Annotated in this window: 18 protein-coding genes; 13 read left to right on the top strand and 5 right to left on the bottom strand. The window is 42.5% G+C overall.

The window, feature by feature from the left end; all coding sequences use genetic code 11:
- The first annotated feature begins 24 nt into the window (after positions 1 to 24).
- From BM156_RS06700 to BM156_RS06680, 5 genes are all read left to right on the top strand, one after another.
- The gene (locus BM156_RS06700; RefSeq protein ID WP_093919063.1) at positions 25 to 609 is read left to right on the top strand and encodes a bifunctional nuclease family protein; all 585 of its coding nucleotides are present in this window, start codon (positions 25 to 27) and stop codon (positions 607 to 609) included.
- Positions 610 to 623: 14 nt separating this feature from the next.
- A complete protein-coding gene (locus BM156_RS06695) occupies positions 624 to 2084 on the top strand; it encodes a NupC/NupG family nucleoside CNT transporter (protein ID WP_093919062.1) in 1461 nt (486 codons plus the stop codon).
- 192 nt (positions 2085 to 2276) lie between these two features.
- Entirely contained in the window at positions 2277 to 3272 is a 996-nt protein-coding gene (locus tag BM156_RS06690) for a substrate-binding domain-containing protein (protein ID WP_093919061.1), read from the top strand.
- 165 nt (positions 3273 to 3437) lie between these two features.
- Positions 3438 to 4232 carry a thymidylate synthase gene (locus BM156_RS06685; RefSeq protein ID WP_093919060.1) on the top strand — a complete coding sequence of 265 codons (795 nt, stop codon included), beginning with the start codon at positions 3438 to 3440 and terminating at the stop codon, positions 4230 to 4232.
- A gap of 13 nt (positions 4233 to 4245) precedes the next feature.
- On the top strand, positions 4246 to 4740 hold the full coding sequence (locus tag BM156_RS06680; protein WP_093919059.1) for a dihydrofolate reductase: 495 nt from the start codon (positions 4246 to 4248) through the stop codon (positions 4738 to 4740).
- Positions 4741 to 4788: 48 nt separating this feature from the next.
- On the opposite strand, the gene BM156_RS06675 is transcribed toward BM156_RS06680, so the two are convergent.
- Positions 4789 to 5454 carry an inorganic pyrophosphatase gene (locus BM156_RS06675; protein ID WP_093919421.1) on the bottom strand — a complete coding sequence of 222 codons (666 nt, stop codon included), beginning with the start codon at positions 5452 to 5454 and terminating at the stop codon, positions 4789 to 4791.
- 234 nt (positions 5455 to 5688) lie between these two features.
- Here BM156_RS06675 and BM156_RS06670 point away from each other — a divergent pair, with 234 nt between their 5' ends.
- Positions 5689 to 6354, top strand: coding sequence for a hypothetical protein (locus tag BM156_RS06670; RefSeq protein WP_139218226.1), 666 nt, complete (start codon positions 5689 to 5691; stop codon positions 6352 to 6354).
- 16 nt (positions 6355 to 6370) lie between these two features.
- Here the strand turns inward: BM156_RS06670 and pbpC are convergent, their stop codons facing one another.
- From pbpC to BM156_RS06650, 4 genes are all read right to left on the bottom strand, one after another.
- Positions 6371 to 8686, bottom strand: a complete 2316-nt coding sequence (gene pbpC / locus BM156_RS06665) for a penicillin-binding protein 1C (protein WP_262987303.1) — start codon at positions 8684 to 8686, stop codon at positions 6371 to 6373.
- A 407-nt stretch (positions 8687 to 9093) separates the two neighbouring features.
- Positions 9094 to 9474, bottom strand: a complete 381-nt coding sequence (locus tag BM156_RS06660; RefSeq protein WP_093919056.1) for a GxxExxY protein — start codon at positions 9472 to 9474, stop codon at positions 9094 to 9096.
- Positions 9475 to 9676: 202 nt separating this feature from the next.
- Complete coding sequence (locus BM156_RS06655) at positions 9677 to 15235, bottom strand: alpha-2-macroglobulin family protein (protein WP_093919055.1); 5559 nt, start codon at positions 15233 to 15235, stop codon at positions 9677 to 9679.
- 254 nt (positions 15236 to 15489) lie between these two features.
- On the bottom strand, positions 15490 to 17028 hold the full coding sequence (locus tag BM156_RS06650) for a YifB family Mg chelatase-like AAA ATPase (protein WP_093919054.1): 1539 nt from the start codon (positions 17026 to 17028) through the stop codon (positions 15490 to 15492).
- Positions 17029 to 17265: 237 nt separating this feature from the next.
- On the opposite strand from BM156_RS06650, the gene BM156_RS06645 reads away from it, so the two are divergent.
- The 7 genes from BM156_RS06645 (at position 17266) to BM156_RS06615 (ending at position 23160) form a co-directional block, all read left to right on the top strand.
- Positions 17266 to 18078 (top strand): ion transporter, encoded by an 813-nt coding sequence (locus BM156_RS06645; RefSeq protein ID WP_093919053.1) that lies wholly within the window; start codon positions 17266 to 17268, stop codon positions 18076 to 18078.
- A gap of 98 nt (positions 18079 to 18176) precedes the next feature.
- Positions 18177 to 18473 (top strand): hypothetical protein, encoded by a 297-nt coding sequence (locus BM156_RS06640; RefSeq protein ID WP_093919052.1) that lies wholly within the window; start codon positions 18177 to 18179, stop codon positions 18471 to 18473.
- Between the two features lie 9 nt (positions 18474 to 18482).
- A complete protein-coding gene (gene mutL, locus BM156_RS06635) occupies positions 18483 to 20348 on the top strand; it encodes a DNA mismatch repair endonuclease MutL (RefSeq protein WP_093919051.1) in 1866 nt (621 codons plus the stop codon).
- Between the two features lie 82 nt (positions 20349 to 20430).
- Positions 20431 to 21171 (top strand): rhomboid family intramembrane serine protease, encoded by a 741-nt coding sequence (locus tag BM156_RS06630; RefSeq protein ID WP_093919050.1) that lies wholly within the window; start codon positions 20431 to 20433, stop codon positions 21169 to 21171.
- Positions 21172 to 21186: 15 nt separating this feature from the next.
- The gene (locus tag BM156_RS06625) at positions 21187 to 22059 is read left to right on the top strand and encodes a rhomboid family protein (RefSeq protein ID WP_093919049.1); all 873 of its coding nucleotides are present in this window, start codon (positions 21187 to 21189) and stop codon (positions 22057 to 22059) included.
- Positions 22060 to 22083: 24 nt separating this feature from the next.
- Complete coding sequence (arfB, locus tag BM156_RS06620; RefSeq protein WP_093919048.1) at positions 22084 to 22500, top strand: alternative ribosome rescue aminoacyl-tRNA hydrolase ArfB; 417 nt, start codon at positions 22084 to 22086, stop codon at positions 22498 to 22500.
- Between the two features lie 60 nt (positions 22501 to 22560).
- Positions 22561 to 23160, top strand: coding sequence for a YiiX/YebB-like N1pC/P60 family cysteine hydrolase (locus BM156_RS06615; protein WP_212733438.1), 600 nt, complete (start codon positions 22561 to 22563; stop codon positions 23158 to 23160).
- Positions 23161 to 23340 lie beyond the last annotated feature (180 nt).

Here is a 23340-nt window from a genome sequence, read left to right as displayed (position 1 = left end):
ATACATGTCTGATGTACTCGTTTTATGCAGAAAAAAAAATTGAACATTCTTGGACTCTCTGTCAGTCAAACGCAATCGGGAGCTTACGCATTGGTACTAGCTGAGGAAAATGGTGACCGACGTATTCCAATCATTATCGGGCCTGTCGAGGCTCAAGCCATCGCCATTCAACTTGAAGGATTAAAACCTCCCCGCCCACTAACACATGACCTATTTAAGAACATGGCCTTCGCTTTTGACATTAACGTGTCGGAAGTAATTATTTACAAACTGGAAGAAGGTATTTTCTATTCGGAATTGGTCTGTGCCTTGGGAGATGATGAAGTACGGATTGACTCGCGCACCTCGGATGCCGTTGCATTGGCACTTCGCTTCAAATGCCCGATTTACACCAACGAATCCATTTTGGAAAAGGCAGGAATTGTCATGGACTCAGAAGGAGAAAGCCCTGTTGATTTTGAAGGAGAGTCGAACAAACAAGGATCACAAAGCGAGTTTGAAAATTATACTGAAAACGAGCTTAACGAGATGATCAATGAGGCAATTAACAATGAAGACTACGAACGAGCCTCAAAAATCAGGGATGAACTGAACCGCCGAAAAAAATAACTAAGACCCGGACTATGAAAAGACTGCTTATCCTGCTGCTTGCAGTTATCTGCATGCTTGCTGCATTTCCTGTCACCTCCTACTCAAACAGTCAAACATCTCCTCAGGAAAGTGTTGCCGTTGCACAGGATCAGTCTGGTGCAACATCCAATATTTTAATTGATCATTCAAAAGAACGCTCTTTCCAATTTTCGACCATCTTAAGAGGACTGCTCGGAATGTTGGTTTTGGTGGGACTGGGAACTCTCCTTTCCAAAGACCGAAAAAATATTCCTTGGAAAACAGTCGGTGTTGGGCTGATTTTCCAGATTGTATTGGCGCTGGGGGTTCTATATGTTCCCTTTGTTCGAACGGGCTTTGAATTCTTTGGGAAAGTGTTTGTAAAAGTACTCGACTTCACCAAGGTAGGCAGCGAATTTCTATTTGGCAACTTAGTTGATTTCAGCCAGTTTGGAATGATCTTCGCTTTTCAGATTCTGCCCACCATCATATTCTTTTCAGCCTTAACCAGCTTGCTTTTTTACTGGGGCATCATTCAGCGTGTCGTTTGGGCACTTGCCTGGGTTTTCACGAAACTGATGAAGTTATCAGGAGCTGAAGCACTTTCCGTGGCCGGAAATATTTTCTTGGGACAAACCGAATCACCATTGATGATTAAAGCCTATTTGCCCAAAATGAACAACTCCGAAATCATGTTGGTCATGACCGGAGGAATGGCCACATTGGCTGGAGCCGTATTGGCTGCTTACATCGGGATGCTTGGAGGGAATGATCCTGTTTTACGCCTCGAATTTGCCAAACACTTATTAACAGCTTCTGTCATGGCAGCTCCCGGAGCGGTTATCTTTTCTAAAATTATTGTGCCCAATCCCGATAAAGTCAACAAAGATATTGAAGTTAGTAAAGACCGCATTGGAAGCAATGTTTTGGATGCTATCACCAATGGAACATCAGAAGGCTTGCGGCTGGCAGTTAATGTAGGAGCTATGCTGTTGGCTTTTTTGGCTTTGATCGCCATGTTCAACTTTATCTTTGGAAAAGTTGGTGACTGGACTGGTTTAAATGAAATCATAGCACAAGGAACCGGAGGCCGTTTCTCCGAACTTTCACTGCAATTTCTGCTCGGTTATATTTTCGCGCCCATTATGTGGTTGATTGGTGTTAACCCGCAAGATATCTTGCTGGTTGGCCGGCTACTTGGAGAAAAGCTCATTCTAACAGAGTTTATTGGCTATATCAGTCTTTCAGAACTTAAATCAGCTGGGGCCTTTGTCGAGCAAAAATCGATTATCATGGCCACCTACATCTTATGTGGCTTTGCCAATTTTGCTTCCATTGGGATTCAAATTGGAGGAATTGGTGCTTTAGCTCCCAATAAACGGGTGTTGCTGTCGCGCTATGGAATGCCTGCCTTAATTGCCGGAACACTGGCATCACTCATGTCTGCCACCATTATCGGCATGATTTTAGGCTAAAAGCAAAAGCAGCCAACAGATAGCTAATCAGCTTATTTACAACACTTAATAAACTTAATTTTATTAACTGAAAGGGGAAAGCTGAAAAAGCATTCAAAGGTTACAACAAATGCCATGCTTTTAAATACCTAACGTTCAATGGATTGTTGACGTATGATTGAATAGATATAAATCATTCAAAAACTTTCCGTTATGAAACACATCAACGTAATTTTCGGATTTTTCTTGTTGATCTTTCTTTTTTCCGGTTGCAACACCAATCCTGTCATAGGACTTTTGATGGACACAACAGAGCGCGAAAGATGGGCAAAGGACAGAGACCTGTTTGTTGAAAAAGTGAATGACCTGGGAGGTTCTGTTATTGTAAAAGTAGCGGATTCCGATGCTTCTGTTCAGTTTCAGCAGGCACTTGACTTAATCAATGAAGGAATTGACGTTCTCGTTATTATCCCGGTTGATAAAACCGTTGCGGCGGGAATCGTCAAGACAGCTAAAAAAACACGCATCCCAGTACTAGCCTACGACCGCTTAATCTGGGATTGTGATCTGGATTTCTACATTTCAACGGACAACATTCAAATTGGTGAAAAGCAAGCCAATTTTATTACCAAAGCACAACCCGAAGGGAATTATGCTCTCATTGGCGGCCCAACTAAAGACAACAACTCCATTCAACTTTATCTGGGATGGATGAATGTACTACAACCACTGATTGACAAAGGAGACATTAACATTGTATCAAACACTTTTGTTAAAGAGTGGGTTCCTGAGGAAGGTTATGACGTAACCAAAAAACTACTGCAAGACAGCATCAAGCTTGATGCTATTATTGCCGCTAACGATGCCTTGGCCAGCGGAGCGATCGAAGCGCTTCACGAACACAATCTGGAAGGTAAAGTATTGGTCGCCGGACAAGATGCTGACATCAATGCCATTCGGAATATTGTTTTTGGTAATCAGACCATTACGATTTACAAACCATTGGAATCATTAGCCTTCAATGCTGCGATTGCTTCGGTCAAAATGGCTAAAGGCAAAGATCCTAGTGACAACATGAGCTTCACGGTCAACAATGGACACCGACTAGTTCCTGCAATTTTATTGGAAGGACAAGTTGTTAACAAACAAAACATACGAATGACCGTAATTTCTGAAGGTTTTGTAGCCGAACAGGAAGTATTTGAATGATACCGTACCGGTCATTTTGCGAAAGAGCGTGAGCCAGCTGGCTTGCGCTCTTTTTATGAAATATGACTCAGCTTGTTAAAAAAAATCGTTTTCCCTATTCAATCAAAAAGCTTAACTTGCCCCATTAAAATTTCACATTGAATTAATTTCGCTCGAATATTTATCATGAAGCAATACCTTGATTTACTGAATCATGTCACCACTCACGGAGTAAAAAAAGACGATCGAACAGGTACCGGAACGGTGAGTGTGTTTGGCCACCAAATGCGCTTTAATTTAGAAGATGGTTTTCCTGTTTTAACCACCAAAAAACTTCACCTAAAATCCATTATTCATGAATTACTTTGGTTTTTAGCTGGAGATACCAACAATAACACCCTCAAGGAAAAGGGAGTCCGTATTTGGAATGAATGGGCCAACAAAGATGGCGATTTAGGTCATATTTATGGCTATCAGTGGCGCTCCTGGCCAACGCCTGAAGGAAAACAAATCGATCAAATTTCAGAAGTCGTTCATGCCATCAAAACCAATCCAGATTCACGAAGACTGATTGTTAGCGCCTGGAATGTTGGCGAGTTGGATAAAATGAACCTTCCTCCTTGCCATTTGCTTTTTCAGTTTTATGTAGCTGATGGGAAATTGAGCTGTCAGTTATACCAACGCAGTTGCGATGTTTTCCTGGGAGTTCCTTTCAACATCGCATCGTACGCACTGCTAACGATGATGATGGCACAGGTTACCGGACTCAATCCCGGTGAATTTGTTTGGACTGGTGGCGATGTACACATCTACCAAAACCACTTGGAGCAAGTAAAACTTCAGCTAACAAGGGAGCCCAAAAAACTCCCGCAAATGAAAATCAATCCTGAAGTAAGTTCGATTTTCGACTTTAAATACGAAGACTTTGAATTACAAAACTACGAAGCCCATCCCCATATTCCGGGAAAAGTTGCCGTATAAAACACGCAAGTTTATGACACATAAAAATATTTCAATCATTGTTGCCATTGCTCAAAACTTCGCGATTGGAAAGAACAATGACCTGCTATTTCATCTACCCAACGATTTAAAGCACTTTAAGGATATCACCTCGGGACACACCATTATTATGGGACGTAACACTTTGCTTTCGCTTCCCAAATGGCCTTTACCCAATCGTCGCCATATTGTTATCAGCGACCAGGCTGATGATCATTTTGAAGGATGTGAAGTTGTTTCGTCACTAGAAGCTGCGATCGAAAAAGTTAAAGATGAAAAAGAAGCATTCATCATTGGCGGTGGTATGATTTACAAGCAGTTTTACCCAATGGCCAACAAACTTTATTTGACGGTCGTCCATCAGGATTTTGAAGCGGATGTTTATTTCCCGGAAATTGACTACAACAATTGGGAACAAGAAAGTCGAGAAGACTTTCACGATGATAAAAATGGCTTTGACTATTCCTACATTAACCTGGTAAGAAAGTAACTACTATAAAACCAAAAAGTCCGGTTAAAACCGGACTTTTTGGTTTTGCTAATACATTAGTTTTCCCAAGTTGTCAAATCGCTTTTGATAATCACTAACAGAATGTTTGATTACCTCAATTGCCTCATCCACCCCGTAGGTATGGGTAATTTCGGTATCTTTATTTCGACCTGGCATATCTTTGTATGTCAAAAAATAGTGCTTCAACCGCTCAATTACAATCGACGGAAGATCAGTAATATCTTTGTAAGTGTCGTAAACAACATCATTGCTTAATACTGCAATAATTTTGTCATCGGCTTCATTTCCATCGATCATCCGAAAACCACCAATAGGACGTGCATGAACCAAAATGTCGCCATGTGTAATGTCCTTTTCAGTCAAGACACAAATATCAATTGGATCACCATCTCCTTTAATTCCTTCTTTTCCTGTTTTTTGCATGCAAAATTCGCCAACTTCATCGCCACAAAAAGTTTGCGGAATAAAACCATAAAGAGCAGGAATAACATTGGAATATTTTTGAGGGCGATCCAACCTTAAGTATCCACTGTCTTTATCAATTTCATACTTCACCGTATCAGTTGGTACAACTTCAATAAATGCGGTTACTTTTTCAGGAGCATCTTTCCCGATATAGATTCCATGCCAAGGATGCGACTTATAACGTAATCCCATCAATCGGCCGATAGGATCAGATAATTTGTCTACCATATTATTTTCTTTATCAATTAAACAGTTAAACCTCGCAAATGCTAAAATGTTTTGGAGGAACTCATTTTTCATGCAAAATTAAAAAAGCCTTCATGTTATTTACTATAAACTAACAAACACATAGCTATTTATTCTCGTTTTAATTAGCTAATGCTCAAAAGGCTGTTTCCTTACCAATTCAGCCTCCTGCTAAAAACTTGGAATCCCACTTCTTATTCATTAGTTTCGCATCCCATGAAGTACTCCTTGATCATCATTTTCAGCTTGTTTAGCCTACACTGCCTGGCTTTTCTTCCGGATCCAGTGCCCCGCTTCTTTCGTGATTCGGTCAATATTCGCCGCCAAGAACTATTCAGCAAAGAATACGAACACAAAAAACTTGACGAAAGCTACCAAAAAGAAGCGATGATCGCAATGAGTTATTTCCCGGAACTAAAAGGTACTCGAATTGAGTTTGTCCGCAAAGACATCAAAACAACGATGGCATCACGACCAGCTTTGGGCTTTCTGTTTCAAAAAAAAGCCAAACGGACTTACCGAATTTTCATTGACAACAATGTTAAAAATGAAAAAGGATTGCTCCTGAGCGATGTTCCTTTCAACGCTCAAGTTGGAATTATTGGCCATGAGTTAGCCCACATTGTTGATTACAAAGAAAAAACTGCCGGAGGTATTATCCTGACAGGAATAGGCTACCTTTTTCATCCGTTTCGGAAAAAGCTGGAGCGCAAAGTAGATGAAATAACAATTGCACATGGACTTGGACATCAAGTCAAGGAGTTTTCAGAATATGTATTGAAGGATGATCGGGTGTCGGAGAAATACAAAAAGTACAAACGAAAGATTTACTACAAACCCAAGCAGTTATCGACACTCATGTCTGGGTATTCAATCTATTGATCAAGCAGCCTCAAACCTACTCCTTCGCAGCAACCTGCAAGCGCAATTGAAACACATTTCCCTGGTCGTCAATTAAGGTCACCCGATGAACACCGGGTTGCGGACGAACCGGCATCTGATGAAGGCCCGAGGTTTGCCCCAAGTACTGCTCATCGAGATGCCAATATACAATGGCCTTTGAAGAGGCATGTGCTGCCTCTAAAATAACTTGCCCGGGAGTTCCATCCAACTGCACAGGCACAAACACCTGGTTATTCTCCCGCGGATAAATCATTTCCATCACCGCCTGAACCTCATTGGAGCAGCCCGGCATAAATGGAGGTAACGACCGATAAAACGGATTGCGTTGTTTGTAATACCATTCCATGGCCGGAGGCAAAACAAACCAGGATTGATGCTTCATCTCATCCACCGACAGGCACTTACCCGTTACCTGAAACTGCCCTGTTGGATCGAGATGAACCAAACGATGATAGGGACAGGCAGAAGTCGTTAATCCCTTTCGCATAATCAAAACCGAATCCGTTTGCTCACAATACGGTCCAACACGATGACCACTGGTCGCACAAACCGGAATTTGCTCCATTTCATCAACAGGTTGAGTGAACCATTTCCCAGCCGGCAATAAATTAAACACGTCAAACATCAGGGGAGCAGCAGCTGAAGTACCGGTCAGTCCTGGACGACCTTCGCCATCGGCATTCCCACACCAAACCGCAACCACAAAATTCCGATCGAGCCCTACCGCCCAACCATCACGAAAGCCAAAGCTGGTTCCGGTTTTCCATGCAACTTCCCGCGACGAAGAAAACGACTCCCAACCCGATTCTTCATCCGGCCGATTGACCTGCATGAGCGCCTCCATGGTTAACCACGACGCACCCGCAGAAATAGGCTTTTTCAATGCTTCCTCGTCTGAATAAACTGCTGGCAAATAACTTGGTTGCCGAAAGTCATCTTTAAAACTTCGACCATCATTTTCTTCGTAATGAATCAGTAAACGGGCCATCGATGAATAAGCACCCGCCAAATCCCACAGATTAACTTCTGCACCTCCCAAAATAAGAGACAACCCATAATGATCCGCAGGGCGGTTCAAGGTTGAAAAGTGTAAATCCTTCAGAAGCGAATAAAAGCGTTCAACACCATAGTCACGCAACATTCGAACAACCGGAATATTGAGAGACTTGGACAAAGCTTTGGATGCCGGGACAGCGCCTTCGTAGCTTAAATTAAAATTTTGAGGACTAAAGCCACCAATCTGGGTTGGCACATCCGCCACCAACGTATGGGGCAATATCCGCCCGTCATCCTGCATGGCGGCATAAAGAAACGGTTTTAAAATACTTCCGGAACTCCGGGGAGCCCCAATAATGTCCACTTGCTCTCCATGTTGTCCTTCAGCCACATCCGGGGAGTTACCAACATAGGCCAGCGCTTCTCCTGAGGCGGCATTCAACACCAACACAGCTGCATTGTGAATCTCATTGGCACGGAGTTTTACCAAATGCTGCCGCACCAAATCGTTTACATGCTGCTGCAAGTCAGCATCAATTGTGGTGATCACCCGCTCGCCATTGTGCTCAGCTAAAGTACGATTCATCAAATGGGGAGCCACTTGAGGCAAAGCATATACTTTCTCGGGCAAAGGCTCCAACTTGGCTAATTCCAATGTCGTTTCATCCAGTTTCCCGTTTTCGTAAAGCAAGTCGAGCAAGCGATTCCGCTTTTGTAGCAGCAAGTTGTTTTTCTTTCCCGGATAGATCAATGAAGGGGCATTGGGCAAGACGGCTAGCATTGCGGATTCCCCCCATGAAAGGTCTGCCGCATTTCTTCCAAAATAGCGCCAGGCAGCAGCATCAAGGCCAACCACATTTCCGCCAAATGGCGCATTGGATGCATACAACCGAAGCAACTCCTCTTTGGAATAAGAGAGTTCTGCCCGTATGGCTAACGATAACTCAATCAGCTTTTGACTCATCGTTCGGGCTTTCCCCTTCCGCGATAGGCGAATCAGCTGCATGGTTATCGTACTTCCTCCGCTAACCACTCGCCCATTCCGAATATTTTGGATCAGTGCCCGTCCCAGCGAAACCGGATTAAACCCGGGATGGTAGTAAAAATAACGATCTTCAAAGGTTAACAAACAGGTTTTATACTTCTCCGGTACCGCCTTAACCTCCGGGAAACGCCATTGGCCATCTTTGGCGATATGTGCGCCCAAAAGCTCCCCTGTACGACTTTCAATGACCGTGGAGGTAGGATCAGAAAACAACGGCGACGGCAAGCTAAACCACCAAACGAGGGACAGCAAAAACAAAAGAAGTAGCACAACAAAAGACTTCTTGTTATTTTTTAAACAGCTCACACAAAGACGCAAAGACAGTATATGTTTTTTCTCTTTCTTCATTTATTCTATGCTCCCTGTCGATCAATAGCACTCATTCCTCTTTGTATATCTTCAGTTTTTATTTAACCACAGAGATATTTTTACTCCCAATTTTATTACTCTGTGTTCTCTGTGCGGAATCTTATATTACCACTTTCTATCTTTTAGAACCCCTTCAGTCATTCACTCTATAACCATCTATTATCATAGCACTTACCATCATTTAAATCTTCCGTTTTTATTTAAACACAGAGTTCACAGAGATATTTCTTTACTCCTAATTTTATCGCTCTGCGTTCTCTGTGGTAAACTTTAGAATCATTGCTCTGCTTCTATCTGATTAACAGGGATCATCTGTCATTTATAACTCGCTTAACTCCTTTGACAAGCTGATTTACATTAAAGTTAATGAGAAGTCCTAGCTTGCATTTTGACAGTTTTAGATAAGTAATCATCTGAGCTAAATGTATGTTTGAAATTGTTTCAACTGATTTTAATTCTACAATCACTTTCTTTTCAACGACTAAATCCAAACGATAACCGCAGTCTAATTTTACTTCTTTATATGTGACAGGAAGTGGCTTTTCCTTTTCAACATCTAACCCGGATTTTTTCAATTCATAGAACAGACATTGCTGATAGGCAGACTCAAGTAATCCAGGACCAAGAGAAGCATGTACTTTGATTGCACAATTTATAATCTCTGCAGTTATTTTATTTTCTTCATCCATTTGCTCTCTATACTCTATGGTACAATAATAACTCCTTTTCGGTCCAAGTTTCCTTCTTTAAATCAACCACAGAGTTCACAGAGATTTTTTTAGTTATTCATAATTTCTCTGCGCCCTCTGCGGTTGAATACCTTATAGCTTCTCTGGAGCTTATTTTTCTTTTTCAAAATCCAGAAACCTGCTTTTAATTCCACACGAACACCTACTTCACTACTTCCACCCAGCGGCCTGGCTGGCGCGCATTGATTCGATTATCATACATCGCCTCGCACTGAACAGATGGCAAATAGAACTTTCCTTCATACGACGCATTCAGAAGAATCCGGAAGGTCTTTTTCTCATTCGCTTTCAGATCAAAATAAGTCAACACCCGATCATCCCGAATATCCTGATAATTTGAAGCATCACTCTTTAACGGACTATTAATATCATTTAACCGATGATTGATAATCTCCCAACCGGATGGAAAAATCGTTGTCAAAGCCATTTCTTTATAAGCACCACGTTGCCCGGGGTTTTGAAGACGAATTACTGCGACGAAATCCGTCCCTTGCGTCAATTTTTCCTGATTTACCTTTTGCCCTTGCATATCAGTGTAAGCCACTTCCATAAACAGGTTATTCTGAGCCGATGTCGTATCTCCGGTCACCGGAATCCCTTCACTCATCACACGGGCATACATCACCTTGTCAGTCTTATTTTCAACTTCAACCGTTGCAGTTTGATTAGTTTTAAAGGCTACTTCGCCCTGCCAAACCGGAGCATTTGTTGAAATCGTTTTTGAGGAAGAGCCATTTATTGAAACGCCTGCTTTTAGGGGATTATCTTCCAACTTACCTCCAGCAAACTCAGCGATTGCCAACAAGGAGTAAGCGGTTGTTTGTGTGCTCATCCAGGAATCAGCCGAAAGCTCTTCAGAAAGTTCGGTCACCAAAGGAAAAGCTTCTTTTTGCCTATTCAGCAATACCAAAGTTTCCAGGATCATCGCCTTATCCCGAACATCTGATCCAAAAGTGTAGGAAAGTTCGCGGAAGGGCTGAATACGCTTACTCAAGCTAGCAATCATTTTTTCAGTAACTTCAGGTTGCCCAGCCAACGCATAAGCAGCGGCCAAACGCCACTGTGCAATTGCATCAAGGCCTTTCTCTTCACGCAAGCGGTTCATGGCACCAAAATCAGGCGACTGCGCTAAAGCCAAAGTATATAAACGATAAGCCTGAACCAGTTCTGATCGCTCATAGGTCCGTTCAGAACGCTGCCAATTGCGCACGGCATTTTTCTGGTAGTTCAACCACTTCTCTTTCAAGCCAAATGGCAAACTGTATCCGGCCTCTTCTGCTTTCAACATAAAATGCCCCGCATAATTTGTTCCCCACGATGATGAGTAACGACTTCCGGGCCAATAGGCAAAACCACCATCCGAAGTTAAAAAGCGAGGATATTTATTCAGCGCTGTCCTAATATTAACTTCAATCTCTTGTTTTTGCTCATCCGACACTTGAGTAAGTTGATTAAGCAACAACTGCGGAAATACGCCCGAGGTAATTTGCTCAATACAACCATGTGGATAGCGAATTAGGTAATTCAAGCGACGACTTAAGTCAATCGGGGGAATTGTTGACAACTCCAGACGGGCCGAGTTGGTTCCTTCCATTCCCGGAGCTGTCACTGCCATTTCCCATTTTTCTCCAGATTGAATGACGGTTTCTTCATTATTTACAATGCGAGGGTTGGATGGACGTACTTCAAGTTCAACTTCATAAGAAGCTTTGTGACTCCCACTTTGAGCTGTAATCCTGACTTTTCCGACACCCGTTTTCTCAGCCACCTTCAGCTTAAATCCAGCAATCTGGTCGCCCACCTCTGAAAATTTCACTTGCTGCGTTTTTCCATCCACAGGACTTAGCAACTCATTCGGTTCAATGCTAACGGTAACATTTTTAACATCCGGCTTCATCGCAAAAACATTCACCGGAAGCATCACTTCCTCGCCTGGACCAAGCACACGCGGCAAGGTTGCCAGCAACATCAATGGTTTTAAAACTTTAACCGATTTGTCAGCATTTCCATAAGCTCCCTGATCGCCAGCAACAACCATCACCCGAACAGCCCCCACGTAGTTTGGCATGTTCAACTTGTGCTTATTGGTTTTTCCTTTGTCCAGCGAAAAAGGCCCAATGAATGAAACCACCGGTTTAAACCGGTTCACCTTTTTCCGTTTCGAAGCCGTCAGGTTCTCATCACCACCAACAGCAAAGGCCCGTTCCAGACGCGCACCGTATGCTCCAATCACATCATCATAAAAATCCCAGGTTCTCACCCCCAGAGCTTCGCGAGCATAAAACGATGGCCACGGGTCAGGCGTATCAAAACGAGTCAGATCCAACAAGCCTTCATCAACAACGGCCAAGGTATAGGTCATTTTCCTTCCATCTTTTTCAGACACTTTCACCTCATATTCTTCTTCTGGCTCCAGTTCATCCTTCATCTTAATCTGAGGTGTGAGATGCGTTTCCGGATCTTCAACCAACACCGGAATTACACCATACAAACGAATTGGAGCATCGTTTTCGGTTTGCGCATGCGGTTGTATTAAAGAAACATGCACAAACACATTGGGTGCCATTTCAGCTTTTGCCTCGAAGCTGAAGACCGTATTTTTCTCCTTCGTTTCCACCCAAAACAAATCCAGTACATCCGAACCGTTTTCAATGCTTACCAAGGCTTTCCCTTGTTTTCCCGAAGGAATTGTAACCGTTACTTTGTCACCAACCTGGTAGTTATCTTTATCGGTTTTAAACGACAACATCGTAGCTGCACCCTGCATACCATCAGCCGCCCAATACCCCCATTTCGAGAAATAGGCAGTAAGACCGGTACTGTGTCCACTTTCCGGGTCTTTCACATGAATCAGGTACCGGCCATTATCTTCCCAGTCCGTGTATTTTATTTGCAATGGCAAACTGGCCAATCCGTTCTTCGTAGCCACTTTAGCCCGCATGACTGGCTTATTGTAGGAGTTGTTTACATACCGAGCCAGGTTGTCCTCGCCTGAGTCCCACCACCAATGCCAATCGACCTTATAAACCGTTACTTCCAGTCCTTTTCGGTCAATCTTATTTCCTTTTCCATCCACTGTTACCAAATCCAATGGATAGCTTGTATCTGTTTTATACCAATTCGATTCGGATGCCGGCAGTTTCACCCCAACAAAAGAAGCGTATGGCGCATAAGGTACCGTTTGCACGTCAATGCTGAAGTCTCCGGTTTCTTCATAAACCCGTGTTGAAAAATGGCCATTCAGCATTCCTGGAGCCGAGCTTATTTTGGGTAGTTTGAAGTTGACAACCGCATTCCCTTTTTCATCTACCTTGCCATTAAACACCTCTTTTTCTTCCGCATAGAAGTCTTTGGCCGGGTCGTCAAATACATAGTTAAACAAGTCTTTAAATGTTGTCTTTGACTTGGAAAAGCTTAATGAAACCTGGGCTTTCAGATTTTTCGCTATACCTCCGTGCAACCAAGCTGTTTTTAGTTGTCCTTCGGCATTCCCCTGATCAATTGACAATGGGTCAGCATCAAACTTCAAGTCAATTTTTAATCGATTGGGTTTTACCGTTTCCACTTTAATTCGCTTACTGAAAGACTGTCCCCCAACTTTCAACATGGCTGTCCAGTTTCCTGTTGGAGCTTCGGCATCGGTCTCGCTTGTGAAACAATAAAAACCATTCATCCCCTGGCTTTTAACCTGGCGGCTCACCACCTGTCCTTTGGGATTAATTAACTCAAAGATCACGGGATGATCATCCGGTAAGTTATTTTGTTTATCCTCTAAAAGAAAGGTCAGAAAAATCTTGTCTCCCGGGCGCCAAACGCCACGTTCGCCATAGACATACCCTTTAATTCCTTTTTGAACAACACTCCCGCTTACATCAAAATTACTGAGCGACAAGGAAGAGCCATCATCCAAACGCAGGTAAGCAAACTGACCATTCTTTTCAGCCACCAGCAAAAAGGGTTTATGCTTCAACTCAACCATCGCCATCCCATCAGCCGTTGTTGAAACAGTTTCCATCAATTGCTTTTGAAGGCTATAAACCTTGAGCGTCACACCAGCTTCTGGCTCCGCTGTCACCAAGTTAGTCACCACAAAACGCATGCGCTGGTTTGTTCCTCCTTTAGCAATTACGGCTAAATTCGTCGCAAACAAATTGCGGGCAACAAAGCGGTCCGAATTATAATACGAAATATGATCTGGATTTTCACGCTCACGCCACTGAAAACCATCGGGGTAATAATAGTCGGAATACCATCCCGGACGATCCCATTCGTCCATTTCATTCTTCAAATCCTGATCAGCAGTAAGTTTCTCTGCCGACGAAACCATCTTTTTATCCGGCAATTGTTCTTGTCCGTACAGCGAATAGTCTTTATTAAACCGTAACTGCACACGATAAATAGCACCTGGTTCCACTTGAATCAGTTTTGTCAGGTCAACCCGGTAGGTATTCCATCGCTTCAACTCAGCAAAAGAAGCCACATCCAAATCAATTTTATCCTGATAAACCAAGCGTCCAACCTGTTTAACATCCGAACTCTGGTCGTAGTTATTACTCTGAAAAAATTGGTGAATATTGTTGGTAAAAATCTTGATGATCCGCAAATCGACCGATCGCAAATTAACTGCTTCAAAAGGGAAAATCAATTCTCCGGAAGAAGGGACAATCGCTCCTTTTCCCACAAGGCGAACGGCAGGTTTTAGATCCTCGAAGCGCACCTGCAAAGTCGTTGACTCTTTCAGTTTGAAGTTGAGTGCGTTTCGAATTCCGCTGGAAATATACACCTCATGATCTCCTGCCAGTCGCGATGGCAAATACACCTTTAGCTCATTGTTATCCAATTGATAGCGCAAATCATCAAGTTGATCGATCGTCACCAAACCTGTCAAGTTTTGCCCTTGCAACAAAGGATCGGAAAAGCGCACCAACAAGTACTGTTCAGGTTGCTGAACAACACGTACATCGACCACCTTAAAAACATCCAATGCTGGCAATTCGACTTCTTCACTCCCCTCTTTCTCATCGCCAATCGCTTGGCCATCCCATTCCACCTGGATCTTCTGGGTCTCCTCGGTTCGTTTCAAGCTATCTACCCGAAAAGTATGCTCTTTTCCATTTGCATTGTGAATCCAGTTCAAGCTTAGTTGACCATTGTCTTTACTCACCTTCACAAGCGATTCAACTTGCTTGTCATCGGCACAGTCAGCCGTGTAAACAACTCCCGACAAATACTGCATTTCCAGCGATTGACTGTCATACGCCTTTACGGCCAAATTATTTAGGTTGAAAGACTGCTTGATGGTCTTTACCACAAACTTCATGGTTTTGTATTCAGCAGGCACCTCCAGCACTTTTGCCAAAGCCACATGCACCTCATAATCAGTGTCCGATTTCATTTTTTCCCCAGGCATAAAAGCCAAGGTATTTCCATCAACCCACTGTACCTTTCCTTTCACTTTAGGCGAAAGGCTGATCAACTCAGCAGGTGCTTCCTCTCCCGGCTGTCCCGGATGCAGGGGATCTTGGCTAAACTCAACCAGAATTGGTGCCTGGCAAGAAATCACACCACTGGTGTAACTACTTACAAATTGCGTAAAACCACTGTCGACAGCAGCACTTGGCTTTGACTTTTGATCGCCACAAGCCGCAACGACAAAACTTAAAACGAAAAAAATAAAAGGAAGGCGAGTATAACTCTTCATCGTAAATAATTTGATAGCTTGATTTTAAAAAAGCAATGACTAAAATAAGAGTATTAACTATAATAAACAGCAATTGTTGTCTGGATTACCTCAAATATTTTAAAACAATAGATCATTCTATTTTCAGATTTCAGACTGTCAGACATTCATTGTCCCCTTAATTACAACAGTTTAGACCAATATCACACAAAACACTAAAATCAAACATTAACAATCTACCGTTTAAAGTAGCTAAGTTATTTTTTAAGCTTTACTTAGCTTCCCCAATTCTCCCGGTCCAAACTCCGGTATTGAATAGCTTCTGAAATATGGTGGGCATCAACGGGTTCTGAATTATCCAAATCGGCAATAGTGCGTGCCACACGTAAAATACGATCGTAAGCACGGGCCGAAAGTCCCAATTTCTCCATCGCATTTTTCAGCAATGAGTTACTAGCTTCATCCAGCTCCACATAGTCGCGAATTTGCCGGGATGACATTTGAGCATTACAAAATACGCCCTCCACTTCCCGGTAGCGCGCAGATTGAATCTCACGGGCATGAATCACCCGTTCCCGAATTGTTTCGCTACTTTCCGTCTCATCCAATTCGGATAGTTTCTTAAACGGAACGGGCACCACTTCCAAATGAATATCAATCCGATCCAACAATGGACCAGAAATTTTATTGAGGTACTTCGGCACCATTCCCGGAGCACAAACGCACTCCTTCGTCGGATGATTGTAATACCCGCATGGACACGGATTCATGGAAGCCACCAACATCAAGCTAGCTGGATAGTCCACTGAGAACTTTGCCCTCGAAATGGTTATCCTCCGATCTTCAAGAGGCTGTCGCATTACCTCTAAAACAGTCCGTTTAAACTCTGGCAACTCATCTAAAAATAGCACGCCATTATGAGCTAAACTTATTTCGCCAGGTTGTGGATAGGTTCCACCCCCTACCAACGCCACATCAGATATGGTATGATGCGGACTCCGAAACGGGCGTTCAGTCATCAGCGAAGTATCCCGATCGATCTTACCTACAACCGAATGAATTTTGGTCGTTTCCAAAGCCTCATGCAAAGTAAAAGGAGGCAAAATAGTTGGAATCCGCTTGGCTAACATTGTTTTACCTGCACCTGGCGGGCCTATCATAATAACATTGTGCCCCCCTGCGGCAGATATCTCCAGCGCACGCTTCACATTCTCCTGCCCCTTTACATCCGAGAAGTTCAAATCGGTATCATTAAGTTTCTGATAAAATTCTTCCCGCGTATTGACAACTGTTTCGTCCAGTTCTCCTTCATTGTTGAAAAAATCGACAACCTGCATCAGGTTTTCTACCCCATACACTTTCAGCTGATCCACCACCGCAGCCTCTCGGGCATTTTGTTTAGGAAGGATAAAACCTTCAAAACCTTCTTCGCGTGCTTTAATCGCAATGGGTAAAGCTCCTTTTATGGGTTGAAGCGTTCCGTCCAATGACAGTTCTCCCATCAACAGGTAACGTTCAAGCTTCTCCGAGACCAACTGCTCTGAAGCCGCGAGAACGGCAATGGCCAAAGGCAAATCATAAGCAGAACCCTCCTTTCGAATATCAGCTGGCGCCATATTGATCACGATTTTTTTACGAGGCCATTTAAAATCATTCAGCCGTAAAGCAGACTCAATACGCTGCTGACTTTCTTTAACAGCACTGTCGGGCAATCCCACTAAAAAAAATTTAATTCCCTGGCTAACGTCTGTCTCAACCGTAATTGTTATCGCATCTATTCCATGTACCGCTGCCGCAAAAGTTTTAATCATCATAGGGCAAGAATTAAGGGAAGTTATGAACAAAACATAAATTTACAAGGACTCTTGTTAAATTGCAAGTATTCAAGCCAGTCTTCTCGCTGAAAACGAACCCAATAACGCCCTCATCCCCATAGAATGAGTATTCACAAAACTTGAGCTGACTCCACTTCTACCTTTTGGTAAAAGGACATTCTTCCCTTCTTCTCAATTGTTTTTGCTAATTTTAAGTTTCATTTCAACCCCAGGCAAATGAGACTTAAACAAGAGCTTTACGAGATCATTTTTGAAGCAGACACCCCCAAAGGCAAAGCGTTTGACGTGATTCTACTCATCACCATTCTAATTAGCATTTTGCTGGTTTTGCTGGAAAGCGTTCCCTCAATTAATGCCGAATATCGTGGACTTTTAAGAATTCTGGAATGGGTGATTACGCTGGTTTTCACCCTTGAATACCTACTCCGGATTTTCATTGTGAAACGTCCGTTCAAATACGTCTTCAGCTTTTATGGAATCATTGATTTACTTGCTGTTTTACCTACTTACCTGAGTTTAGTATTTGTTGGTAGCCACAGTTTAGTAGTTATTCGAGCCATTCGGCTGTTACGTGTTTTTCGAATCTTTAAACTCAACCGCTATACGGTTGCAGGGAACAATTTATCACGTGCTCTTTGGGCCAGCCGTGAGAAAATTTTCGTCTTCCTTTTCTTCATTATTAATCTGGTCATTATTGTCGGGACACTTATGTACCTGATTGAAGGCCCAGAGAATAGTTTTGTAAGTATTCCATCAAGTATCTATTGGGCAATTGTTACCATGACCACAGTTGGCTACGGTGATATTTCGCCACAAACTCCTTTGGGGCAATTACTAGCCAGCGTAGTGATGATTGCCGGGTATGCCATTATTGCAGTACCAACCGGCATTGTGACTGCCGAGATGATACGAACTCCAGACAAAACCAACACGCAAGTCTGTTCTCAATGTCTTCATGACAAGCATGATAATGACGCTGTTTTCTGCAAGAAATGTGGCACTCCCCTAAATGGGACACATCAATCCTGAGAACCCGCCTAGTGCTGTTTACGACTTTTAACGTTTTTCTCTTTTATCATCTGGCTTGATTTTTGTATTTTTGTGAGTCAATCAATACAATTAAAGCCATGATCGGGAAATTTTTTCATCTACCCAACCATCGCCGTTTTAATATACCTTATCGGTATTTTAACCCGGAAAAAGAGGAAATGGAAGAGCGTGAAAGCCGGATTAAGAAAGAAATGGGTATTCATGAAAAGAAGGAGTCTGATGAAAACTACCGGCCCAATATTCGAGGACAATTTCGTCGCTCAATGGGTGATTCATCAAAAACAGCATCGGATGCGCGCAAAAGCTCCAATACCCGACTAATCATGCTGATTGTCATTTTATCACTAGCAGTTTATTTGTTTTTCAAATTTTAAAGATTCTCTGTGCCAGATATCATTCAATTACTTCCTGATTCGGTTGCAAACCAAATCGCAGCAGGTGAAGTTATTCAACGTCCTGCATCTGTCGTTAAAGAACTCGTTGAAAATGCTATAGATGCCGGTGCATCTCAAATTAAGATCAATTTGAAAGATGCCGGTCGTACGCTTATCCAAGTAAGCGACAATGGTTGTGGTATGTCAGACACCGATGCCCGAATGGCATTTGAGCGTCACGCCACGTCAAAAATCAAAGAAGCCAATGATCTATTTGAGATCCGCACCATGGGTTTTCGTGGTGAGGCATTAGCATCTATTGCAGCAATTGCTGATGTTGAATTACATACCTGTCAACACGACCAAGAAATTGGGACATTTATTCACATCAACGGTTCGAAGGTTATTAAGCAAGAAGCAACCAGCTGTGCTTGTGGAACAAACTTCATGGTTAAAAACCTGTTTTTTAATGTTCCGGCACGACGTAAGTTTTTAAAAGCAAACTCGACAGAGCTTAAACACGTAATCACTGAAGTTCAGCGAATTGCCTTAGCCAACTCCGATATTTCATTTTCGTTGATTCATAATCAACAAACCATCTATGAGTTGGGGCAAGATAACATCCGAAAACGAATTGGAATTTTATTTGGAAAAAACAGCACTCAAAACCTGATTCCTGTAAATACAGAAACCAGTTTGGTGAATATTACCGGGTACATCGGTCAACCCAAACATGCCCGTAAAACATTTGGCGAACAGTTTTTCTTTGTAAACAAGCGCTACATGCGTCACTCCTTTTTTCACAAAGCAGTGATGCAAGCTTACGAAAAAATATTACCGCCAGACAGTATCCCATCTTACTTCCTGTTTTTTGAGGTGAAACCTGAAAGCATCGATATCAACATTCACCCAACAAAAACCGAAATTAAATTTGAAAGTGAATCTGCGATTTGGCAAATGATTAGAGCTTCTGTCCGCGAATCACTCGGAAGACACAATGTGGTGCCTTCAATTGATTTCGATCAGGCAGGAAGTATTGAAATTCCACTTCCTCCTAAAAATGCAGGAGAAATTCGCCCCCCGGAAATCGAGATTGATCCAACCTATAATCCTTTTGAAGAAGAAAAGAAGTTTACATCAATTCCTGATTTTGCAAATACACCACCTGATAATAAAAAAGCACAATATTGGGAAAAACTGTATCGGGACTTTGCTCAAGAAGAAGAGGAAGAAGCGCCTGAAGAGTTTCCCAATGAAAAGCATATTAACCAGGAACAAAGCCCCTTAGAAATAAAGCATGAAGAGCAGCACAACAGCCGAACATGCTTTCAGTTTAAGAACAAATATATTCTGACACCGGTGAAGTCAGGACTGATGGTCATTGACCAAAAGCGTGCCCACGAACGTATTCTGTTTGAAAATTTTATGGCTGTGATAGCAACCAATGAAACGGTTAGTCAACAACAGCTTTTCCCACATACGTTTGACCTCAATCCAGCAGATGCCGAATTATTACGTTCTGTTTTAGACGACCTGAAAGTTTTAGGTTTTGACATCCGGGATTTTGGAAACAACAGCTTCATCATCAATGGGACTCCAGGAATGCTGGATAACTCGTCTCCACTGGAAGTTATCGAATCCTTGCTTGAAGATATCAAAAGCTCGGCTACTGACCTGAAGGAAAAAGCTCGCGAAAATGTGGCTGCCTCATTGGCCCGTGCCTCTGCCATCTCGTATGGCTATGCCATGAAGCTAGAGGAAATTAACCAACTGATTGATCAATTGTTTGCTTGTTCAACCCCCAATTTTTCGCCATCGGGAAAACAAGTGTTAACAATTATGCCGATTGAGCATTTTGAAAAACTTTTAAAGTGACAATTTGTCTATAGAATTGTTTACTTTGTACGAAACACAACTTTTGGCTTGGCTCTTGTAGCCTACAATAAAATTTTCGACTATGCAGAATTACAGACCCAACTTCGGCTCCATACCTCCAGTCGTTAAAAACTTAATCATCATTAATGTTTTAATGCTGCTGGCTACTTATATCATGAGTATGCGAGGTGTTGAGCTATCACGTATATTAGGCCTGCACTTTTTTGCTTCACCACAGTTTGAGCCTTACCAGATTGTCTCCCATATGTTTATGCACGGGGGCTTTACACACCTCTTGTTCAACATGTTTGCTCTTTGGATGTTCGGCCGCATTCTGGAAAGTGTGTGGGGACCAAAACGTTTTTTTATCTACTATTTTGTCACCGGACTAGGAGCCGCTGTCTTGCACACTTTTGTCAACTTTATTGAATACCAATCTGTCGTTTCAAAAATGACACCGGAACAAATTGACTTGGTTGTTCAGAACGGGACTTCCATTTGGATGCAGGGAAAAAACTACACAGATCCACTGATGGGTAAGTTAAATGTTCTACTTAACGTACCTACCGTTGGTGCATCGGGTGCTGTTTTTGGGGTATTGCTTGGTTTTGGAATGCTCTTCCCAAACACGCAATTGATGCTGCTATTTCCGCCTATTCCGATTAAAGCCAAGTATTTTGTTATTGGTTACGGCTTAATCGAGTTATACCTGGGACTTGCTCGTCCGGGAAGTAATGTCGCCCACTTTGCTCACTTAGGAGGCATGCTGTTTGGCTATCTTCTTATTCGTTATTGGAATAAGAATACCAACAATTTTTACTAGCGTCAAAAAAAAATCATGAGTATTCTCGACGAAATAAAGGAATCATTTAAAAAGGGATCTGCTTTAACACGCCTGATCTACATCAATATTGGTGTATTTCTGGTTATCCGCATCATTAATGTTTTCTTTTTCTTGTTGAACCAGGACTTTTCGTTAATCAGTTGGTTGGCTCTACCTGCCGATATTAGTCAGCTTGTATACAAGCCATGGACCTTGATTACCTACATGTTCCTTCATTTTGATTTTTTGCATATTCTCTTCAACATCCTTTGGTTGTATTGGCTGGGCAAGTTGTTTCTATTCTACTTCAATGAAAAACAATTGATTGGCGTATACCTGTTGGGCGGCATCGTTGGGGGGATCTTTTTCCTGGCTGCCTACAATCTTTTCCCGGCCTTTGCTAACCAGGTACCATTTTCACAACTGCTCGGAGCTTCAGCATCGGTTATTGCCATTGTAATTGCCGTCGCCATGTGGGCACCAAATCATACCATCAACCTCTTGTTTATTGGACCAATAAAAATGAAATACATTGCTCTTGTTGCTGTCGCTATGTACGTCATCGGGATTGCATCATCCAATGCTGGAGGCAACTTGGCCCATATTGGAGGAGCAGCATTCGGCTTACTGTTTGTTCTACAATACCGTAAGAATAATGACCTGACCAAGGGAGTAAGTTCGCTACTGGATAAAGGCGCCAAACTCTTTAAGCCCAAGCAGAAAATAAAAATAACCTACAAGGGAAAAGCTAACGATGATATTGAATACAACCGCCAGCAAAACTTGAAGCAAGAAGAAGTTAATAGGGTGTTGGAAAAAATCAGCAAATCGGGCTATGATTCACTAACGAAAGAGGAAAAAGAATTGCTCTTTAAAATGGGGAAATAGCTTATCTCCCAAAAAAACTTAGCCATGAACACGGCGTTAACACATCTACCGGATTTAACAAGTGAGTTTACTTTTAAAACAAGTCGAAGCAGCGGACCGGGCGGACAACACGTTAACAAAACCGATTCCCGGGTTGAACTACGTTTTAATCCACAAAAGTCAGAGCTGCTAAGTGATGACCAAAAAGTGATCCTTCACCAAAAGCTTTCTTCTCAACTAACTAGCGACGGCGACTTGATTGTGGTTTGCCAACAAGAACGATCGCAGTACAAAAATAAGGCATTGGCAATTGAAAAGCTTTATGAGCTCTTGCACAAAGCGCTAAGGCCCATCAAAAAACGAAAAGCCACTAAGCCCACCCGCGCATCCATCCAAAAGCGCATGGAACTCAAAAAGCAAACCGCTGAAAAAAAGAAAAGGCGTGGAAAAATTGACTTATAAACCCCAAGTAACATGCGAGCATGCTTTTTAAAACTTCATTTTCTGATCACCCTACTCTTTATGACCACAATGAATAGTCAAGCACAGACCATTGTCAGCTGCAACATAAAAACCAGCGACCTATTGTTCCGCGAAAAAGTAACGGCATCACTTTCTCAAGCAATAGACCAAGTCACGCAAACCAATCAGAAGACTCATTTTTCGCATGTTGGCTTAGCAGTTGTCGAACAAGATTCTGTTTTTGTGTTGCATGCCAGTTCTGTTGGAGGAACCTGTAAAGTAAGCCTGAACGAATTCACACATTCTGAAAGCGACTCAACTCAAGTTTTTGTTTATCGTTTAAAAGAACCGTACAGAAAGGGTATTCCGCAAGCTATCCAAAAAGCATACAGTATGCTCGGAAAGCCCTACAATTTCAGCTACGTGCTGAGCGATTCAAGCCACTACTGTTCAGAATTCATCTACAAAGCTTTTCAACACGACTCCATCTTTAAAATGAATCCAATGACTTTCAAAGATCCTGTAACCGGGAAGTTTGTTGACACTTGGGTTAAGCATTATGAAGACTTGGGAATAGCAATTCCGGAAGGGCTTCCCGGATGCAATCCGAATGGGATGGCAGCTTCAGAAAAACTTCAAAAGCTAGGTTTACTTAGATAGTAAAAAGCCAAGATAATACATCTCAGAAAATAGATATTCAGATTTTCAGAAACAGGAACCAAGACTTGGAAACTTCAAACTGTGATATGCGAACAGCGGACAACAGAAACCTGAAACTCCAATCCCCAACTCCGACCTCTTTCAACAATCCGGACCTTGGAAGCCCGGATCTTAACCGCC

This window comes from Sunxiuqinia elliptica, from assembly GCF_900113005.1.
Lineage (GTDB): Bacteria > Bacteroidota > Bacteroidia > Bacteroidales > Prolixibacteraceae > Sunxiuqinia > Sunxiuqinia elliptica.
This window is presented reverse-complemented; position numbering and strand designations above follow the sequence as displayed.